Consider the following 18,333-nt stretch of genomic DNA (forward strand, 5'->3'; position numbering starts at 1 on the left):
GAGGAACCAAATGAAAAAAGAACGGGTAGATGTTTTGGCACATCAGCAAGGTCTGTTTGAAACACGTGAACAGGCAAAACGAGGCATCATGGCTGGTCAAGTGTATACTGAAAAAAATGAACGTCTGGATAAACCAGGAGAAAAAATTGCAGAGAGTACACAGCTGCAAGTTAAAGGCCGGAAGTTGCCGTATGTCTCCCGTGGTGGATTGAAGTTGGAGAAGGCGTTGAAGATTTTTGATTTTACATTGCGAGATAAAATTGTCTTGGATATTGGAGCATCAACGGGTGGATTTACCGATGTTGCTTTGCAAAACGGGGCTAAAATGAGCTATGCGCTAGATGTCGGCTACAATCAACTAGCTTGGAAGATCCGGCAGGATGAACGGGTAGTCGTGATGGAACGAACCAATTTTCGGTATGCAAAACCGGAAGATTTCAGTGAAGGCAGACCGGAAGCCGCAACAATCGATGTTTCCTTTATTTCTTTACGATTAATGCTGCCGCCGTTGCATGAAATTTTAGCTGAAAATGGGGATGTTATGGCCTTGATCAAACCACAATTTGAGGCCGGAAAAGGAGCCGTTGGAAAACACGGGATTGTTCGTGATCCAAAAACCCATCAACAAGTAGTCGAAGAGATTGTGGCTTTTGCAAGAAATGAAAACTATGATGTCAAAGGTCTCAGCTTTTCGCCGATTACGGGTGGAGAAGGAAACATCGAGTTTATCATCCACTTAAGAAAAAGCGATGAATTGGGAACTATCGCGGAATCTATCGATATTTCCCAGCTAGTAAAAGAAGCCCATCAGCAGTTAGATAAATAGTCGAAAAAAATGAGAGGAGTACATAAGGATGAGAAAAAAAGACCGACACCGTTTGCTTACCCGCTTATTAAGTGAAAAAAATATTCAAAAGCAAGAAGAATTTGTTGAACTGCTTAAAGAGCGGGATGTCATCGTCACTCAAGCAACGATTTCCCGGGATATCAAGGAATTGAAACTGATTAAAGTGCCTTCTCCAGATGGTGGCTACCGTTACAGTTTGCCGGCAGAAACGGTGGAAGACGTGGGTGCCAAACTGGCCAAAATTTTAAAAGATGCTTTTGTTGCCGTGGATCAGATGGAAAAATTCGTTATTCTGAGAACCTTGCCCGGCAATGCATCGGCAGCGGCAAATTTGATTGATCGCCGGTTTAAAGAGCAGTTGTTCGCTACGTTGAATGATGATGATAATGTGTTGATGATCACCCGCACAGAAGAAGACGCTGCAATGATTCGCCGTGATTTTTTGCATTATTTATAATCTAGGAGGCAGCAGATGTTACTGGAGCTAACGATCAAGAATTTTGCAATTATTTCGGAATTGCAACTGAGTTTCTATAAAGGAATGACTGCCTTGACTGGGGAAACTGGTGCTGGTAAATCAATCATTATTGATGCGTTGGGATTATTGGCAGGTGGCCGCGGGTCTAGTGATTATATTCGGCAGGGCAGCGACAAATGTCTGTTGGAGGGCTTGTTTGAAATGCCCATTCGTCCCGATTTTTCTGCATTAATGGAGGAATTAGGAATCGAAACGGAAGAAAACCTATTGATAATTCAACGAGACATGGCAATCACGGGGAAAAATATTTGTCGAGTCAATGGTCGAACGATTACTCTGGCAAATTTACGCCGGGTCGGTGCCTATCTTGTGGATATCCAAGGGCAAAATGAACACCAAGAATTATTACAGCCGGAACAACATCTTTCTTTGATCGATGAATTTGGAGATGGAAAGTACAAAGAATTGTTGGCTGACTATCGGGAAAACTACTTGAGCTATCGCAAGTTGGAACAGCAAATTCGCAAAATACAAATGAATGAACAATCGTTTGTGCAGCGGATGGATATGCTGCGGTTTCAGCAAGAAGAGATTCAGCAGGCACAACTGCAACCGGAGGAAGAAGAGCAGTTGACGGATGAACGGGACAAATTAAGCAATTACCAAAAAATCGTGGATGCATTGGCTCATGGCTATGAAGCCTTGGCAGCGGAAGGCGCACCTAGTTTAGATGGTGTCGGTGTTGCTCTGAGTGAGATGCAAGGCATCGCTCATTTGGACTCGGACTATGAAGCAATTAGTGAAAATATTCAAACAGCCTATTATCTTTTGCAGGATGCCGCTGGCGAAATCTCACGGCAGGTGGATAGTCTAGAGCTTGATGAAGAACGTTTGGAAAGTGTCGAACAGCGATTGGATTTGATTCGTCAGTTAAAAAGAAAATATGGGGAGACGATTCCCGCAATATTGGCTTACGCAGAGAAAATTACGGAAGAATTAACAGAAGCGGATTTTTCTGAAGAAGCCTTGGATAAAATGGCGCAAGAATTGCAACAAAAAGAAGCGTTTGTCTGGCAGTTGGCTGAAAAAGTCCATACACAGCGAAAAATGATTGCCCATCGCTTGGAGAAAGAAATTCTACAAGAGTTGAGAGATCTTTACATGGAAAACAGCCAATTTGAGGTTGTTTTTAATTCTGGAAAGAAAGTGCTGAAAGAGGACGGCTTTGATGACGTAGAATTTTTCTTGACGACAAATCCTGGAGAACCGCTAAAACCCTTGGTAAAAGTTGCTTCAGGAGGAGAACTCTCACGGATTTTGTTGGCATTGAAAACGATTTTTTCAAAATCACAAGGAATTACCAGTATTATTTTTGACGAAGTAGATACAGGGGTAAGTGGGCGAGTAGCGCAAGCAATCGCACAAAAAATCTCTAAAATTGCTCGCAATTCACAGGTTTTGTGTATCACTCATTTACCGCAGGTCGCTGCAAGTGCGGATTATCAATACTACATTGTAAAAAAAATCCAAAAGGGACGTACAATCACGCAAGTCAAACAGTTAAATGAGCAGGAACGTGTGGATGAAATTGCGCGGATGTTGGCAGGTGCTGAAATCACTGAATTAACGATTCAACATGCCAAAGAATTATTGGAGATGGCTAGAGCAGCTGGTTAATCCATAAAAAGAAAGAGAGTAGAACAAAAAATTTGTTCTACTCTCTTTGTCTATTTTTTTACATAATGCTGAAAATGGCTGTTAAAAATACGGAACCTACTGTTAGAATCAACATAGTCCAGATAACGACTTTTGTAACTTTGGAAAACGTGCTGGTTGATTTTTTTTCGTTCATACGATCCACCCTTTTTTATCATTGCTATTCAAAGTTTACAATCAAACGTCTCTTTCTTCAAGTAACAATTGAAAAAGTTTACAAAGTTTTCTTTTTTTTAATAAATTTGTTTCATTCGGGAAGATCTTCTTGAACCTGATGATAGGACAGCTAGTGATAAGCTGAGTAGAGTTGAGATGGGAATAAAGGAGCAGCTGAAGTTGAAGGTGACACACAAATAAATTTGCAAAATGGCACGAAATGCTAAAATAACGACGCGTATTATCATTCATATTGTATCTGTTGTTTGGTAAACTTTAAATAGTAATTGAAAGAGAGGAAACTGTATGATGAAAAATAAAACAGTCATTATTACGGGGGCAAGTGATGGAATCGGTAAGGCATTGGCTCGCCAGTTAAAAGAAAAAGGCGCCAATGTTGTCATCATTGGACGCTCTCCTGAAAAAACAAAAGCGGTCGGTACAGAACTAAAAGCACCGTATTATGTCGCAGATTTTACAAAACTTGATGAGGTGCGGGAACTGGGCAAGAAGCTACGTACTGATTTTCCACAAATTGATGTGTTATTTAACAACGCTGGTGGCGTTTATGGTGACCGGGTTGTAACGGTGGACGGATATGAAAAAACTTTTCAAATCAATCATCTGGCACACTTTCTATTAACGAACATACTTTTTGATACGCTTGCTGCAAGCAAAGCAACTATCGTGAATACCTCAAGTGTTGGCAATAGCGGTCTCAGCCGACTTGACATTGAGGACCTTAATATGGAGAAAAGGTACAGCAATTCCAGTGCTTACGGAAATGCGAAGCTAGAAAATATACTCTTTACCAAAGAATTTAACAGGCGTTATGGTAAAACGGGAATGTCTATGGTTGCCTTTTATCCGGGCAACGTTCTTACAAGTTTTGCGAAGGAAGCCAATGGTTTGATGCGTGGAATGTATCGTTTTGCACAGCGACATAAGTTTGCACAAAAAATATTGGCAATGATTCCACCGGAACAAGGAGCGGATACAGCGGTATGGCTTGCAACTACTACACCGGGAAAAGATTGGCAGCCAGGAGAATATTACTACAAGCGAAAGATCGCTAAAGCACATAAATTGGCTTATGATGAAAAGACAGCCCGTTCGCTTTGGGAACAGAGTGAAAAGATGGCTGGCGTGAAGTATCCATCGTTATAGACTAAAGAAGGGTTGATAAAATGAAGATTACGCTTACAAAGCAATTTCAAGAATTTGTTAAAGGTATCGGCCTTTCCTTGGATGATATTTTGCAGAGAGCCGAAATTCCTAATCTTCTATGGAAAGAGGAAGTTGAACTCTCTCCAACAGATTATAGTAAATTTTTGTTTGAACTGGATAGTGAAATTACAGATGAGCAAATCTTGGCCTTCAGTGAAGTGAAAAATATCCAAACCTTTATGCCACCCATTTTTGTTGCTCTGTGTGCAAAAAATGCATTGGAGGGATTTCACCGATTTGCTCGGTATAAGCGACTGATTTGTCCTCTTGAGATCGATATACAGGAGGACGAAAAGACAATAACTATTCATTTGAGCTTTGATCTCCCAAATTCGTCCATGCCCCGCTTTTCTCTCATTAATGAACAGCTTGTGTTGGTCAGTCTAATCCGCACCGGCACCGGAAAAGATATAAAGCCATTGAAAGTAAAAAGTCCGTATCCATATAGTGAAGAGCTGACGGAATATTTGGGTATTACTCCTGAGATGTCTGCAACAAATGCGGTCACCTTTCGATTGGATGAGGTTGTTCGGCCTTATATTACCCACAATAATGTTATGTGGGAATATTTGGAACCGGAATTAAAAAGGCGGCTTGCAGAACTTTCAGAGGAGAATATGTTTATCAATCTTGTAGAGAAGACGTTGTTTTCTGCTATTCCGAGTGACTGGTTTTCCCGAGAAGAAGTTGCAAAATCTTTGGGAGTCAGCGTTCGTACCATGCAGCGAAAATTAGGAGAACAGGGAACCACCTACGCGCAACTTGTCCAGAAGGTGCAAGAGCTTTTAGCCGTCAATTATATTCATGTGGATGAACTTGCGACGGAAGAAATATCTTATTTGGTGGGCTATAAAGATCAAGCATCATTTTCTCGTGCGTTTAAGAAGTGGACGGGAAAGACGGTTACGGAATATAAGGCGAGACTTTCTTCATAACTAGTATGAAGAAAGTTCTGCTACACCTCTGTTTATCATATTGTGAGAATTACTTCAATACCACTCTCGTTTGAAGATGAAGACAAAACATGGTGTAAGCTGTGAACTGATAGCGCTCACTAGATTTTGTCTTTTTTAACACGAGATTGATATAATAACGAATCAAAGGAGAATTTTTTTATGGAAAGAAGCAACGTAATTTGTCACATGGTAACATCGATAGATGGGAAAATCAGCGGAAATTTTGAAAAGGAACCGCTTGTTGAAACATCTGTGTTTCCCTATTATTATCAGGCACTCTTTGAATTTGGAACAGCAATGGCGACTGGTAGAGCGACAAATGAAGAAACGTTAAAAATAGTTGGCAGTGCCGAAATAGATTTTTCAAAGTATAGCGACACAGAAGTAGACTATGAGGACTATATCATCAAAGACCCTAATCAGCATTATTTTGTCAGTTTTGACAGAAAAGGCAGATGCAACTGGGGAACAAGTCATTTCGAGCATTTAGGCAAGCGGCTTCTATTAGTAGAGGTCTTGACAAAGAAAGCAAAAAAAGAATACCTTGCATATTTAAGAGAGGTCGGTATTCCTTATATTTTTGCTGGCGAAGAAGAGATGGATATTGAGTTAGCATTGAAGAAATTGAAATCTGAATTTGGTGTGGAAACGCTGGTATTGTGCGGTGGAGCTGTTATCAACGGAGCATTTTTCAAGGAAGATTTGATTGATGAAATATCTTTGACGGTTGCTCCTTATGTGGAAGGAAATAGAGATGAGAAATCCTTTGTAGAATTATGGGCTGATTATCACAATACGGCTTTTCCATTGAAGAAAGCAACACCAATTGATGGTGGGGGTGTCCATCTTCTGTTTGCTAGAGAGGGTATCAAAAAAGAGCAATGAAAAATTGGCGTAAACAGAAAATGTCTCAAGTGTATAGTTACATAAAAAATACTTTCGAAAAAGTAGTCCTGTAACAGGAAATTACTACGAATACAATAGAAGTAAATACCGTGTATTTTTTGTTCCACGTGGGAGTATCATCTTTCAACAACAATCTAAAAGCGATGGGAGACTGTGTGACTGAGTCTCTCATCGCTTTTGCAGTATAAAATTTTGTGACTGAAAAAGAAACATTTACTTGAAAAATGCGCCACTTGCTGATTGTTATTGAAAAATCAGCAACTTTCATTTACTGTCGTAGTATAGGCATTTTTTGATGGAGAGATAGGTAATTTTTTTGAAAGGTGTTCACAACAAATCTTTTTTTCTTAAATAATAAATCGTGATATAGCATAAAATTAAGGTAGCAATTGATATCAGAAAAAAGGCGTCCGCTCGAGAGGCAAAGGGCAATTTCACGTTCATTCCGAAAAAGCCGCCGACAATTGTTGGAATTGTCAGGACAATCGTTAATGAAGTCAGGATTTTCATCACATTGTTTAAATTGTTTGAAACAATCGCAGAAAAAATATCTGTCATCTGATTCACTAACTTCAAATGGATTTTTGCAGAAGTCGTCGATTGTTCTGTTTCCACCAAAATATCATGGAGATGGTTGCGGTACGCATGATTCTTTTTGAATTCGGGGGAATGGGCCAATTCTTTTAAGGTATTAAAATTCGCCTCGGTCGCTGCTTCAAATAAGACCAAGCTTTTTTGAATATCCATGATTTGATACAGATGTTTATTTTGGGTGGAGACTTGGATTTGACCTTCTAGTTTTTCCACCTGTCCTTTGATTGCCCGCAAATGATCATTGTAGGTTAAGACTAAATGCCACAAAATCTCTAGTGTTAAATTGACCCGATCACTCATGTCATTGTTGGGTAAAGGTTGTTGGATCAGTTTGCTGAAAAATGTTGGGTGGTAATTTGATACGCTGATCAATTTTTTGTCTGGCGTAATGATTAACGAAAGGGGGAAGGTCTCAAATTGCAAATACCCGCTGGGACTTGTCGAAACATAGGGAAATTGCAGCAACAAAAGAACCGGTCGCAAAAAAGTTTCCTGCTCCAAGCCTTCTGCACGGGAGTTCTCGGCATCATCCAAAATGGCGGTCAAGTAATCACTTGGTAGTTGAAATTTTTTCGATATTTCACTGATTTCCTCAATCTCCGGTTTTTCGATATGCAACCATAAGGCATCCTCTTTTTTGTCTCCACAGAGCACCAGCTTTTTATCTGTGATCGTATAGTATTGAATCATCTGCTCACATCCTTGTTACTACTATTATAAGGGAAAAGAGTAAGGATTTCTCGGATAAGCCTCTGATTTTTTTAGAAAAGGCTGCATATCTGAATAAACTTTTAAACGAACTGAAACATCTATGTAAAGAAAATGAAGTATAGTTACTCTAGTTAAAAAGAAAGGAACTGCATTATGCAAGGTTTTACGCCAGTTTTAGTGTTTTGGTATCTATTTCCGATTATCGTGCTGTTCGCAGCCAATTTTTTAGTCACCACTTTTTCGTTACAAAAGCGGTTAAAAATCAAAGCACCTGATATTAGTGTGCCTTTTTTGTGGTTGGGCTTGCATCAATTATCACAAAATACCTTTGAAACTTCCTTTTTACCGTATTTTTTCATTTCGATTTTATTTACGGGAATTATCGTGGCGGTTTTTCAAGCGTATTACTATGGTGAGATTTTATATGCCCGCTACGGAAAAATGTTTTGGCGCTTAGTATTTCTGCTTTCGATTATCGTATATGTTGTTTTGATCGTCCTGAATCTGCTACATTATTTATAAAAAGACTTTTAAAGAACGCGACAAAAGGGCTCCAATCTTTTCAAAATCTTTGGTAAAAAATAGTCAAAAAACTTCTCATGACATTTCATAGAAAAGGTGGTGGAATGTGGGGGATTGTGGTAGACTATGAATATCAGGTGGAGATTGGGGGATATTTGTCGATGTTTATGGGAGAATTCCAACATACGATCGATGCAAAAGGCCGACTAATCGTACCATCCAAACTACGTGAAAAACTTGGCGAAAAGTTTGTGGTGACACGAGGATTAGACGGTTGTTTATTTGGTTACCCTTTACCTGAATGGAACAATTTAGAAAAAAAATTAAATGAAATGCCCCTAGCAAAAAAAGATGCCCGTACCTTTGTCCGTTTCTTTTATTCTGCAGCGACAGAATGTGAAATTGATAAACAAGGTCGGATTAATATCCCGGCGACATTAAGAAAGCATGCAGATTTGACAAAAAATTGCGTGATTACCGGTGTAGCGAATCGAATTGAAATTTGGGATGAACAACGCTGGAATGAATTCTCGATTGAAGCAGAGGAAAACTTTGATGAAATCGCTGAAACAATGATTGATTTTGGGCTATAGGAAGAGGCAAACAGATGACTGCAGAATTTCAACATTATACGGTAATGCTAAAAGAAACTGTCGATGGATTAGCAATTCATCCTGATGGTGTATATGTTGACTGCACATTAGGCGGCGCAGGTCATAGTGAATACCTGTTGAGCCAATTAGGAGCAAAAGGACATCTCTATGCTTTCGATCAAGATCAAAAAGCAATCGACCATGCGAAACAACGCTTGGCACCTTATGTTGAAAAGGGACAAGTGACCTTTATCAAAAGTAATTTTCGCTTTTTACAAGACGAACTTGCCCAGTTGGGTGTCCATCAAGTGGATGGTGTTTTGTACGACTTAGGAGTTTCTTCGCCTCAATTGGACGAAGCCGAACGAGGATTTAGTTACCATCAAGATGCACCATTAGATATGCGTATGGATCAGAGTGCGGATTTTTCTGCCTATGATGTCATCAACGGCTATGATTTTCATGAATTAGTAAAAATTTTCTATCGTTACGGCGAGGAAAAATTTTCAAAACAAGTTGCTCGGGAAATTGAACGGGTTCGCAAAAACAAACCGATCGAAACCACTGGTGAATTAGTTGAAGTAATCAAGGCAGCCATTCCGGCACCGGCAAGAAGAAAAGGCGGACATCCGGCAAAACGGATTTTCCAGGCTGTTCGAATTGCAGTGAATGATGAATTGGGTGCCATTGAGGAATCACTGGAACAGGCCATTGCATTACTGAAAAAAAATGGCAGAGTCAGCGTGATTACCTTCCATTCATTAGAGGATCGAATCGTAAAGACAATGTTTAAAGAATACAGCAGTCCACAGGATCTTCCACCGGGATTACCGGTCGTTCCTGATGAATACCAACCAGAACTAAAACTTATTACGAGAAAACCACTGGTTGCCTCGGAAGCAGAGCTGGCTGAAAACAATCGTTCAAGAAGCGCAAAATTGCGCATTGCAGAGAAAGCGAGAAGGAAGGAGAGTTAAGATGGCGGAATTGAAAGCCCACGATTATGGTTATACCGAACCACTCATCGAACAACCACAACCAAACAAATCCGCTCAAACACCTCCTGAACGGCCAGAGATTATTGAAGTTCCTCATTCTCCAGCCCGCAGATTAAAACGGATCAGCAAACTTGAAAAATTGATAGGTGCCATCCTTTTTGCCGCAATTATTGGTCTAGCAGTTCTTACTATTTATGTGCGCACGGATATCAGTCAACTTGAGCATGATGTTTCGTTAATCCAAGCGGAAACGACACAACAAAATGAGGAAACGACACGTCTGGAACAAGAAAAAAGTGAGCTTTCCAAAACGGAACGCATCAAAAAGGTTGCCGAAAAACAAGGCTTGACGATCAATGATGATAACTTAAGGAAAGTGAAGTAAATGAGCTTTAAACGAATCAAACGATACATTAAAAATAAAAATTTAAATCCGATGAACAATCGCAAAAAAGTAGGTATTATTTTATTTGCTACGAGTATTGGGTTGTTCTTTTTATTTGCCGCTCGACTGACTTATTTAGTGGTCGTTGGTCAAGTCGCTGGTACCTCACTAAAAGAAAAAACAGAAGCCCTGTACCAAGGGTCTAGTGTAGTAAAAGCTCGTCGTGGAACGATTTATGATCGGAATGGGATTGCGATTGCGGAAGATGCGACTTCCTATTCTGTCAAAGCGATTCTATCCACCAAATATATGACCGGCTCTAAAAAGTTATATGCCGAAGAAAAGAACTTTGATAAACTGGCTGAGATCCTCCATGACAAATTGGGGATGGAAAAGAAATACGCCCTGTCACAATTGGAAAACGGTCTAAAAGATGAACGGTACCAAGTGGAATTTGGAAAAAATGGTAAAGGAATCACGTTAGCGAAAAAAGAAGAAATCGAAAAAACGCTGGAAGAACAAGAATTGACCGGGCTGTATTTCGATGACCATCCTGCACGTATTTATCCTAACGGTGTTTTCTCTTCTCACTTTATTGGTATCGCTGAGTCAAAAGTCGATAAAAACGGTATAGACAAAGGTTTAGAAGGAATTTTAGGTCTGGAAGCTTCCTACAATGATGTGTTGAGTGGAACAGATGGAAAGGTTGTTTATCAGAAGGACAACTATCAAAACCCTTTGGCAGGAACCGTTGCAGAAGAAGTTAAGGCAAAAGATGGGCAAGATATCTATACAACGATTGATAGTCGTCTGCAGACCTATATGGAAACGTTAATGGATGCGTCAAATAAAAAATACAAACCAGAAAATATGACTGCAATGTTGATGGAGGCCAAAACAGGCGAAATTTTAGCCATGGCACAACGGCCAACCTTTAATCCAGAAACGGAAACGGAATTTAAAGACGGCGAATTTGAATGGCGCAATTTATTGGTACAGGATCGGTATGAACCAGGTTCAACCATGAAAGTCATGACGACTGCTGCGGCATTGGATGATGGAGTATTCAATGAGAATGAAACCTTCGTCTCTGGGAAAATCAAGGTAGCTGACGCAACCATCAATGACCATGACCAAGGGGCAAAAGGTGTCCTAACCATGCGCCAAGCGCTCTCGTGGTCAAGTAATGTCGGCATGGTCAAACTGGAACAAAAATTGGGAACCCGGTGGCAACGTTACCTGCAACAGTTTGGTTTCGGGAAAAGTACTTACTCTGGATTGCCGGATGAAAATGTAGGAATATTGCCTACTTCAAATGTAGTGGACCAAGCAATGAGTTCCTTTGGTCAGGCCATTGGGGTAACGAATTTTCAAATGATGCAGGCCTTTTCTGCAATCGCTAATGACGGAAAAATGTTGAAACCACAATATATCAGTAAAATCGTTGACCCTGCTACCGGCAAAGAACGGGTAACTCAACCAGAAGTACTTGGACAACCTGTTTCCGCAGAATCTGCTTCTAAAGTGCGGGAGTATATGCGAGATGTTGTTGAAAGTGAGAACTACGGAAGTGCCTATGGGCATTATGAGGTTCCTGGATACAATATTTCCGCTAAAACCGGAACTGCCCAAGTGGTCGCTGAAGATGGTGGGTATTTGGAAGGGGAAACTTCCTATCTCTACTCAATCGTGGAGATGATTCCTTCCGAGGAACCAGAGTATATTTTATATATGACAATGAAAGTACCGGAAACTTGGGAACAAGATGCATTGGCAAGTATTGGTAATCCGTTACTAAAACGGGCAATGGACTTCAAAGAAACGGAAGAAAGTCAGCCAGACAAAGAAAACTCTGAAACAATCACCGTTGCTGATTATCGCAATCTTGCTGTTGATACAGCTGCAAATGATGCGACAAAGAGTGGACTGAATCCTATCGTTATCGGAAACGGTGAAAAAGTAAAAGAACAATCGACACCAAGTGGTTCTGAGTTGATGAGTTCAGAGCGGCTGTTGCTAAAAACGACGGGTGATGAATTCACTATGCCGGATACCAGCGGATGGTCCAAAGCCGATTTGCTGAAACTAGGAGAATTACTGGATATTACTGTGAATTTTGAAGGGGAAGGCTATTGTGTAGAACAAAGTGTTGCCCCTTATGAAAAAATCAACGAAGAAGTCACCTTTACCCTACAGAATAATTGATTTGAGGAGAGAAGAAAATGGAATGGACGAAAATGATATTGCCAATCGTGAGTAGTTTTGCAATGACGTTTGCGATAATGCCTTTATTTATCGGTTACTTCAGAGTAAAACAATTTGGACAAGAAATCAGAACGGAAGGCCCAAAATGGCATAATGTCAAAGCGGGAACCCCAACGATGGGTGGTGTCGTTTTCCTTATCAGTAGTATTCTTACGGGACTTTGGGTAGGAGCGTGGCAAAAGGAATTGACACCTGCACTGTCTATTCTGTTATTTATCCTATTCCTTTATGGATTGCTGGGTTTTTTAGATGACTTCATCAAAATTTTTATGAAACGAAATATGGGATTGACCTCCTTACAAAAATTGATTGGTCAAATTGTCGGTGCAGTCGTTTTTTATGGTGTATACCTGATGGATGGCAATGGAAATACCTTAAATCTTTTTGGTTATGATTTGAATCTTTCGTTGATTTATGGCATTTTCGTGATTTTTTGGCTAGTTGGTTTTTCTAACGCCGTCAATTTGACCGATGGCATCGATGGGTTAGTTTCGATTCTCGGCATTATTTCCTTTGCTACTTATGGCATCATTGCTTGGAAACAGAAACAGTTTGATGTATTGATCATTTGTTTAAGCGTCATCGGCGGTTTGCTGGGCTTTTTTCCTTACAACCATAAACCGGCAAAAATCTTTATGGGAGATGTGGGCTCATTAGCCTTAGGGGGATTATTATCAGCAATCTCGATTCTTCTTCATCAAGAATGGACACTATTACTTATAGGACTTGTTTACGTTTGTGAAACTGCAAGTGTGATGTTACAAGTAACATCATTTAAATTAACCGGAAAACGAATTTTTAAGATGTCACCCATTCATCATCATTTTGAAATGAGCGGGTGGTCTGAATGGCGGATCGATATTACCTTCTGGTTGATTGCGTTAGTTTGTTCGATTGTTACTTTAGTGATTGTGTTGTAGGAGATGGAGAAAATGAAAAAAATAACAATGTATAAAAATAAAAAAGTTCTTGTGCTAGGATTAGCAAAGAGTGGATTCAGTGCGGCCAAATTGTTACATGAATTGGGCGCACTTGTCACCGTTAATGACGGAAAGCCCTTTGATGAAAATCCCGAAGCACAGGATCTTTTGGCTTTAGGAATCAAAGTCATCACTGGTCAGCATCCAATTGAATTGTTGGATGAGGATTTCTCCTTGATGGTTAAAAATCCCGGTATTCCTTATTCACATCCTTTAATCAAAAAAGCGTTAGAAAAAGGGATGCCAATCATCACAGAAGTGGAATTGGCCTATCAAATTGCTGACTGCCCAATTATCGGAATCACCGGAACAAATGGGAAAACGACGACAACTACTATGATTGAGCGAACGTTGAATGCCGGACTGACTTCTGGCGTTGCACGTTTGTCAGGAAATATCGGATTTCCTGCGAGCTCCGTTGCAGAAAAAGCACAACAAGAAGATGTACTAGTAATGGAGCTTTCGAGTTTTCAACTAATGGGAATTCAAACCTTTCACCCTAAAGTAGCCGTAATTACTAATCTTTATGAAGCACACTTGGATTACCACGGCAGCCGCAGTGAGTATGTGAAAGCAAAATGGCACATTCAACAAAATATGACGGCGGATGATTTTCTTGTTTTGAATTGGAATCAAGAAGAATTACAAAAGTTAAGCCATCAAACAAAAGCAACCATTGTTCCTTTTTCAACAGTAGAAAAAGTCGAAGGTGCTTATTTACAAGAGGGTATCTTATATTTCAAAGCAGAACCGATTATTGAAGCTGACAGACTGGGTGTACCAGGAAAACACAATATTGAAAATGCACTTGCAGCAATTGCTGTAGCCAAAACATGGGGAATTTCTGCCGAAAAGATTCGAATGGCCTTGCAACAATTTACCGGTGTTCCTCATCGGACGCAGTTTGTTGATGTGATTGAAAAAAGACAATTTTTTAATGATTCGAAAGCGACGAATATTCTGGCAACTGAAATGGCACTTGGCGGTTTTGAACATTCAAAACTCATTTTATTAGCCGGGGGATTGGATCGAGGCAATTCTTTTGATGAACTCGTACCTTCATTAACTGGAATCAAAGCTATCATAGTTTTTGGCGAAACACAGCATAAATTGGCTGAAGCAGCAGAAAAAGCCAAAATTCCAGAGATAATCTTTACAGAAAATGCTGAGACTGCGGTTCCTTTGGCTTATGAAATTAGCCAACCGGGTGATACGATCTTGCTATCTCCGGCAAATGCCAGTTGGGATCAATACCCTAATTTTGAAGTTCGCGGGGATCGATTTATTGCAGCAATCGAAGCGCTGAAAATACAAATAGAAATGAGCGAAAACGAGTGAGAGTTTTAGTAACTGGTGGCGGTACGGGTGGACATATCTATCCCGCGTTAGCTTTTGTGAAATATGTCAAAAAACAAGATCCAACTGCAAAGTTTCTATATGTCGGTGGGAAAAAAGGTCTGGAGAACAAAATTTTACCTAAAACAGATATTCCTTTTGAAACATTGGAAATTCAAGGATTTAAGCGAAGCTTATCGTTGGATAATTTTAAAACTATTCATCTGTTTATGAAAAGTATTCGCCAAGCAAAAAAAATTGTAAAAGAATTCAAACCGGATATCGTAATCGGCACGGGCGGGTATGTTTCTGGCGCAGTTGTTTATGCTGCTGCGAAGCTGAACATTCCAACCATCGTTCATGAACAAAATAGTGTTCCCGGTATTACCAATAAATTTCTAAGCCGCTATGTAGATCGAATTGCAATTGCTTTTCAAGATGCTGCTGCTTTCTTTCCAAAAGATAAGACAGTGCTTGTAGGGAATCCTCGAGCAACGGAAGTCAGAGACAGTGGGAAATCTGATATTTTAAAAGAATTCGATTTAGATCCGGCGAAGGAAACCGTGTTGATTTTTGGAGGAAGTCAGGGAGCGCTAAAAATCAATCAAGCAGTGGTTGCTGCGTTACCGATGTTAGCCCAAAAAGACTACCAGGTCCTGTATGCCTCGGGAGAACGGTATTTTGAAGAAATTAAAAAGAATGAAACGATTTCACTTGATAGATTGACAACTGTCAGTGTTAAGCCGTATATTGATAAAATGGCTGAAGTCATGGCAAATTCCAGTTTGCTGATTGGACGTGCCGGAGCAACCTCAATTGCAGAATTTACGGCATTAGGCTTACCGGCGATTTTAATACCAAGTCCTTATGTGACAAATGACCATCAGACGAAGAATGCCCAAAGTCTTGTTGATCATGGTGCCGTGAGAATGATTCGCGACGATGAGCTGACTGGTGAATCACTGGTTTTAGCAATTGATGCAATCATGGAAGACAAGAAGTTGCGGAAACAGATGGCGGCTGCCTCCAAGGAGCAAGGTATACCTGATGCGGCAGAACGACTATTCAACTTAGTACAGACATTGATTTAAGTATTTATTTTTTTAAGGTGGTGATCGTCATTAGCAAAAAAACTCCTGATGAGACAAAAAAGGAATCTGAATCCAAAGAACCAGAAATCAATGAGGCGGAGTTGACACCGTGGCAAAAAGCTAATTTGAGTTATCTTAAAGAAAAAGGCGATCAACCAAGCTGGTCGCCATCAATCATTGATGGTAGTCCAGATACGATGACAGAAGAAATTGTGGAAGAAGAAGCGTCCGATGAAACGAAAACGGACGATGTCGAGATGGAAGAAAGCAAAGGAGAGCCGACCAATGGTTCATTTGCAGATCGTTTACCAAAAATAAAATCTCAGCGGGATTTGCTTCTTCATCGCCGATTGATTTTTTTAATCGTACTCTTCACGATTCCCTTGCTTTTCACGCTGTATTACGTTTCACCTTTGAGTAAGCTGGCAAAAGTTACTGTTTCGGGGAATAACAAAGTAGCTACCGCAGAAATTTTAAAAGATACCAATTTTCGCTTGCAAGAAAACCTGTGGACTCAATTTTTCCAACGTGGGCAGAATGAAGAAAAACTGACTGCAGAACAGCCAAGAATCAAGAGTACGTCACTTTCAATCGAAAATATCAATCACTTTCATTTGACCGTAACAGAATATCAGGAGGTGGCACTTCTGGCAAAAGGAGATACCTACTCACCGATTTTGGAAAATGGGCAAGTGATGGAAGAAACGCTGAAAAAACCAACTCAGGATTTACCAATTTTAGAAAATTTTACGTCAGAGAAAAAAATCCTATCTGTCTTAAAGAAGTATAGAAAACTGTCTCAAGAAATTCGCAGCGGGATTTCGCAAATTAATTATGCACCTACAAAAAGCAACGATGAATTGCTAAATCTCTATATGAACGATGGCAATCAGGTGATCGTAAATATTTCCAACCTAACAAAACAAATGCAATATTATCCACAGGTTGCAAAAGATATGAAGGAAAAAGGCATTGTGGACATGGAGGTAGGAATTTTTACTTATGCCTACCCGAAAGAAGAGAAAAAAACAACTGAGAGTTCAGAGCCACAAGAGAGTGAAAATCAATAAAAATCAATAAAATTTCCACATATTTTTTCATTAACAGGTTTCTAAATGTCCGCTTTTTGTGGTAGAATTGGTAGCAGTGAATAAATTAATCAAATGGTATATAAATACGAGCAGTATTTGTTCGCGGTATATGGAATAAAGTAGGAGGGAATCCCATTCATGGCAAAGACGGGAATGTATGTAGGTCTTGATATTGGTACTACTTCTGTAAAAGTTGTAGTTGCTGAATATGTGGACAACCAAATGAACATCATTGGTGTAGGGAATGCTAAATCAGAAGGAATCAATCGCGGAATCATCGTCGATATTGAAAAAACAGTCCAAGCAATTCAACGTGCAGTAAAACAAGCAGAAGAAAAAGCAGGTATTCAAATCCGCAGTGTGAGTGTCGGTGTACCGGCAACGCTGTTAGAAGTTGAAAATTGCCAAGGAATGATTGCTGTTAACAGTGAATCAAAAGAAATTACCGATGAGGATGTTCGTAATGTGGCATCTGCCGCTTTAGTCCGTTCTACACCTCCAGAAAGACAAATTATCACGATTTTACCGCAAGAATTTACCGTTGATGGCTTTGAAGGAATCAAAGATCCACGCGGAATGATTGGCGTTCGTTTAGAGATGTTCGGTGTTGTATATACAGGACCGAAAACGATTCTTCACAATATTCGTAAATGTGCAGAAAAAGCCGGTCTGGTCGTCAATGAACTGGTGATCACACCTCTTGCATTAACCGAAACAATTTTGTCTGACGGCGAAAAAGATTTCGGTACGACCGTAATCGACATCGGCGGCGGTCAAACAACGACTTCGGTCATGCACGACAAGCAGTTGAAATTTACGCACGTCAACCAAGAAGGCGGCGAGTATGTAACCAAAGATATCTCGACTGTTTTGAATACATCCTTCAATAATGCAGAAGCATTAAAAATCAATTATGGGGATGCTTATCCTGAACGTACTTCAGCTAGTGAAGAATTTCCTGTTGATGTGATTGGGAAATCTGAACCAGTAAAAATCGATGAACGTTACCTTTCAGAAGTAATCGAAGCACGGATGGAACAAATTTTTGCTAAATCAAAAGAAGTTTTAGAAGAAATTGATGCTTTGAGTTTACCGGGCGGTGTGATTTTGACCGGTGGTGCAGCAAGTTTACCAGGTGTTGTTGACTTGGCACAAGAAATCTTCGATACGAATGTTAAGTTATATGTGCCAAATCACATGGGCTTGCGTAATCCGGTATTTACCAATGTCATCAGTATCGTTGATTATACAGCGAACCTTAGTGAGGTCTATCAATTAGCAAAAACAGCTGTAACCGGCGAAAAAGTACAACCGGTGCAACAAGCAGCCGTTCAACAAGAAATCAACTATGAAACCTTTGACCATCCAGAAGAAACATATGAAGAAGAACCAGAAGAAAAAACTGGTGGAAGTGTAACTGATAAAATCAAAGACTTCTTTTCCAATATTTTCGACTAATCAACCTCAGGAGGAGTACACACT

At 40.0% G+C, this 18,333-nt stretch carries 18 protein-coding genes; 16 read left to right on the forward strand and 2 right to left on the reverse strand.

Going from position 1 to position 18,333, the window contains the following annotated elements; genetic code table 11:
• The first annotated feature begins 10 nt into the window (after positions 1 to 10).
• The 3 genes from BAU16_RS10140 to recN are packed head-to-tail and all read left to right on the forward strand — an operon-like array spanning position 11 to position 3,002.
• The gene (locus BAU16_RS10140) at positions 11 to 826 is read left to right on the forward strand and encodes a TlyA family RNA methyltransferase (RefSeq protein ID WP_137605023.1); all 816 of its coding nucleotides are present in this window, start codon (positions 11 to 13) and stop codon (positions 824 to 826) included.
• Between the two features lie 28 nt (positions 827 to 854).
• The gene (locus BAU16_RS10145) at positions 855 to 1,304 is read left to right on the forward strand and encodes an arginine repressor (protein ID WP_137605024.1); all 450 of its coding nucleotides are present in this window, start codon (positions 855 to 857) and stop codon (positions 1,302 to 1,304) included.
• Positions 1,305 to 1,319: 15 nt separating this feature from the next.
• Positions 1,320 to 3,002, forward strand: coding sequence for a DNA repair protein RecN (gene recN, locus BAU16_RS10150; RefSeq protein ID WP_048604871.1), 1,683 nt, complete (start codon positions 1,320 to 1,322; stop codon positions 3,000 to 3,002).
• 58 nt (positions 3,003 to 3,060) lie between these two features.
• On the opposite strand, the gene BAU16_RS10155 is transcribed toward recN, so the two are convergent.
• Complete coding sequence (locus BAU16_RS10155; protein ID WP_069959644.1) at positions 3,061 to 3,177, reverse strand: DUF4044 domain-containing protein; 117 nt, start codon at positions 3,175 to 3,177, stop codon at positions 3,061 to 3,063.
• Between the two features lie 326 nt (positions 3,178 to 3,503).
• On the opposite strand from BAU16_RS10155, the gene BAU16_RS10160 reads away from it, so the two are divergent.
• The 3 genes from BAU16_RS10160 to BAU16_RS10170 all read left to right on the forward strand — a co-directional run bounded on the left by BAU16_RS10160 (position 3,504) and on the right by BAU16_RS10170 (position 6,265).
• On the forward strand, positions 3,504 to 4,364 hold the full coding sequence (locus BAU16_RS10160) for an SDR family NAD(P)-dependent oxidoreductase (protein ID WP_202621261.1): 861 nt from the start codon (positions 3,504 to 3,506) through the stop codon (positions 4,362 to 4,364).
• Positions 4,365 to 4,384: 20 nt separating this feature from the next.
• Positions 4,385 to 5,359, forward strand: a complete 975-nt coding sequence (locus BAU16_RS10165) for an AraC family transcriptional regulator (RefSeq protein WP_137605025.1) — start codon at positions 4,385 to 4,387, stop codon at positions 5,357 to 5,359.
• A gap of 180 nt (positions 5,360 to 5,539) precedes the next feature.
• Entirely contained in the window at positions 5,540 to 6,265 is a 726-nt protein-coding gene (locus BAU16_RS10170; RefSeq protein ID WP_137605026.1) for a dihydrofolate reductase family protein, read from the forward strand.
• Between the two features lie 348 nt (positions 6,266 to 6,613).
• Here BAU16_RS10170 and BAU16_RS10175 read toward each other — a convergent pair whose 3' ends face one another.
• Positions 6,614 to 7,570: a magnesium transporter CorA family protein gene (locus tag BAU16_RS10175; protein ID WP_048604875.1), complete on the reverse strand. Its 957-nt coding sequence runs from the start codon at positions 7,568 to 7,570 to the stop codon at positions 6,614 to 6,616.
• A gap of 174 nt (positions 7,571 to 7,744) precedes the next feature.
• Between BAU16_RS10175 and BAU16_RS10180 the strand changes: the two genes are divergently transcribed.
• From BAU16_RS10180 to ftsA, 10 genes are all read left to right on the forward strand, one after another.
• Positions 7,745 to 8,113, forward strand: a complete 369-nt coding sequence (locus tag BAU16_RS10180; protein WP_161527015.1) for a DUF3397 domain-containing protein — start codon at positions 7,745 to 7,747, stop codon at positions 8,111 to 8,113.
• A 161-nt stretch (positions 8,114 to 8,274) separates the two neighbouring features.
• Entirely contained in the window at positions 8,275 to 8,706 is a 432-nt protein-coding gene (gene mraZ, locus BAU16_RS10185; protein WP_048605333.1) for a division/cell wall cluster transcriptional repressor MraZ, read from the forward strand.
• Between the two features lie 14 nt (positions 8,707 to 8,720).
• On the forward strand, positions 8,721 to 9,683 hold the full coding sequence (gene rsmH / locus BAU16_RS10190) for a 16S rRNA (cytosine(1402)-N(4))-methyltransferase RsmH (RefSeq protein ID WP_161527016.1): 963 nt from the start codon (positions 8,721 to 8,723) through the stop codon (positions 9,681 to 9,683).
• Position 9,684: 1 nt separating this feature from the next.
• Complete coding sequence (gene ftsL / locus BAU16_RS10195) at positions 9,685 to 10,089, forward strand: cell division protein FtsL (RefSeq protein WP_048604878.1); 405 nt, start codon at positions 9,685 to 9,687, stop codon at positions 10,087 to 10,089.
• Entirely contained in the window at positions 10,090 to 12,294 is a 2,205-nt protein-coding gene (locus BAU16_RS10200) for a penicillin-binding transpeptidase domain-containing protein (RefSeq protein ID WP_161527017.1), read from the forward strand.
• A gap of 17 nt (positions 12,295 to 12,311) precedes the next feature.
• The gene (gene mraY, locus BAU16_RS10205; RefSeq protein WP_161527018.1) at positions 12,312 to 13,274 is read left to right on the forward strand and encodes a phospho-N-acetylmuramoyl-pentapeptide-transferase; all 963 of its coding nucleotides are present in this window, start codon (positions 12,312 to 12,314) and stop codon (positions 13,272 to 13,274) included.
• A gap of 12 nt (positions 13,275 to 13,286) precedes the next feature.
• The gene (murD, locus tag BAU16_RS10210; protein WP_048604881.1) at positions 13,287 to 14,672 is read left to right on the forward strand and encodes a UDP-N-acetylmuramoyl-L-alanine--D-glutamate ligase; all 1,386 of its coding nucleotides are present in this window, start codon (positions 13,287 to 13,289) and stop codon (positions 14,670 to 14,672) included.
• Positions 14,669 to 15,760, forward strand: a complete 1,092-nt coding sequence (gene murG, locus BAU16_RS10215) for an undecaprenyldiphospho-muramoylpentapeptide beta-N-acetylglucosaminyltransferase (protein ID WP_161527019.1) — start codon at positions 14,669 to 14,671, stop codon at positions 15,758 to 15,760. Before murD ends, murG begins: the two co-directional genes overlap by 4 nt.
• 101 nt (positions 15,761 to 15,861) lie before the next feature.
• Positions 15,862 to 16,830, forward strand: coding sequence for a cell division protein FtsQ/DivIB (locus BAU16_RS10220; protein ID WP_161527020.1), 969 nt, complete (start codon positions 15,862 to 15,864; stop codon positions 16,828 to 16,830).
• A 159-nt stretch (positions 16,831 to 16,989) separates the two neighbouring features.
• Positions 16,990 to 18,309 carry a cell division protein FtsA gene (ftsA, locus tag BAU16_RS10225; protein ID WP_048604883.1) on the forward strand — a complete coding sequence of 440 codons (1,320 nt, stop codon included), beginning with the start codon at positions 16,990 to 16,992 and terminating at the stop codon, positions 18,307 to 18,309.
• Positions 18,310 to 18,333 lie beyond the last annotated feature (24 nt).

Source organism: Enterococcus sp. JM9B (assembly GCF_009933265.1).
Lineage (GTDB): Bacteria > Bacillota > Bacilli > Lactobacillales > Enterococcaceae > Enterococcus_C > Enterococcus_C songbeiensis.

Coding starts and splice junctions, on each gene's coding strand:
- BAU16_RS10175 (WP_048604875.1), bottom strand. CDS start 7,570: ATGATTCAATACTATACGATCACAGATAAAAAGCTGGTGCTCTGTGGA.
- BAU16_RS10155 (WP_069959644.1), bottom strand. CDS start 3,177: ATGAACGAAAAAAAATCAACCAGCACGTTTTCCAAAGTTACAAAAGTC.
- BAU16_RS10200 (WP_161527017.1), top strand. CDS start 10,090: ATGAGCTTTAAACGAATCAAACGATACATTAAAAATAAAAATTTAAAT.
- BAU16_RS10160 (WP_202621261.1), top strand. CDS start 3,504: ATGATGAAAAATAAAACAGTCATTATTACGGGGGCAAGTGATGGAATC.
- BAU16_RS10170 (WP_137605026.1), top strand. CDS start 5,540: ATGGAAAGAAGCAACGTAATTTGTCACATGGTAACATCGATAGATGGG.
- BAU16_RS10165 (WP_137605025.1), top strand. CDS start 4,385: ATGAAGATTACGCTTACAAAGCAATTTCAAGAATTTGTTAAAGGTATC.
- ftsL (WP_048604878.1), top strand. CDS start 9,685: ATGGCGGAATTGAAAGCCCACGATTATGGTTATACCGAACCACTCATC.
- rsmH (WP_161527016.1), top strand. CDS start 8,721: ATGACTGCAGAATTTCAACATTATACGGTAATGCTAAAAGAAACTGTC.
- murD (WP_048604881.1), top strand. CDS start 13,287: ATGAAAAAAATAACAATGTATAAAAATAAAAAAGTTCTTGTGCTAGGA.
- BAU16_RS10145 (WP_137605024.1), top strand. CDS start 855: ATGAGAAAAAAAGACCGACACCGTTTGCTTACCCGCTTATTAAGTGAA.
- mraY (WP_161527018.1), top strand. CDS start 12,312: ATGGAATGGACGAAAATGATATTGCCAATCGTGAGTAGTTTTGCAATG.
- recN (WP_048604871.1), top strand. CDS start 1,320: ATGTTACTGGAGCTAACGATCAAGAATTTTGCAATTATTTCGGAATTG.
- ftsA (WP_048604883.1), top strand. CDS start 16,990: ATGGCAAAGACGGGAATGTATGTAGGTCTTGATATTGGTACTACTTCT.
- mraZ (WP_048605333.1), top strand. CDS start 8,275: ATGTTTATGGGAGAATTCCAACATACGATCGATGCAAAAGGCCGACTA.
- BAU16_RS10180 (WP_161527015.1), top strand. CDS start 7,745: ATGCAAGGTTTTACGCCAGTTTTAGTGTTTTGGTATCTATTTCCGATT.
- BAU16_RS10140 (WP_137605023.1), top strand. CDS start 11: ATGAAAAAAGAACGGGTAGATGTTTTGGCACATCAGCAAGGTCTGTTT.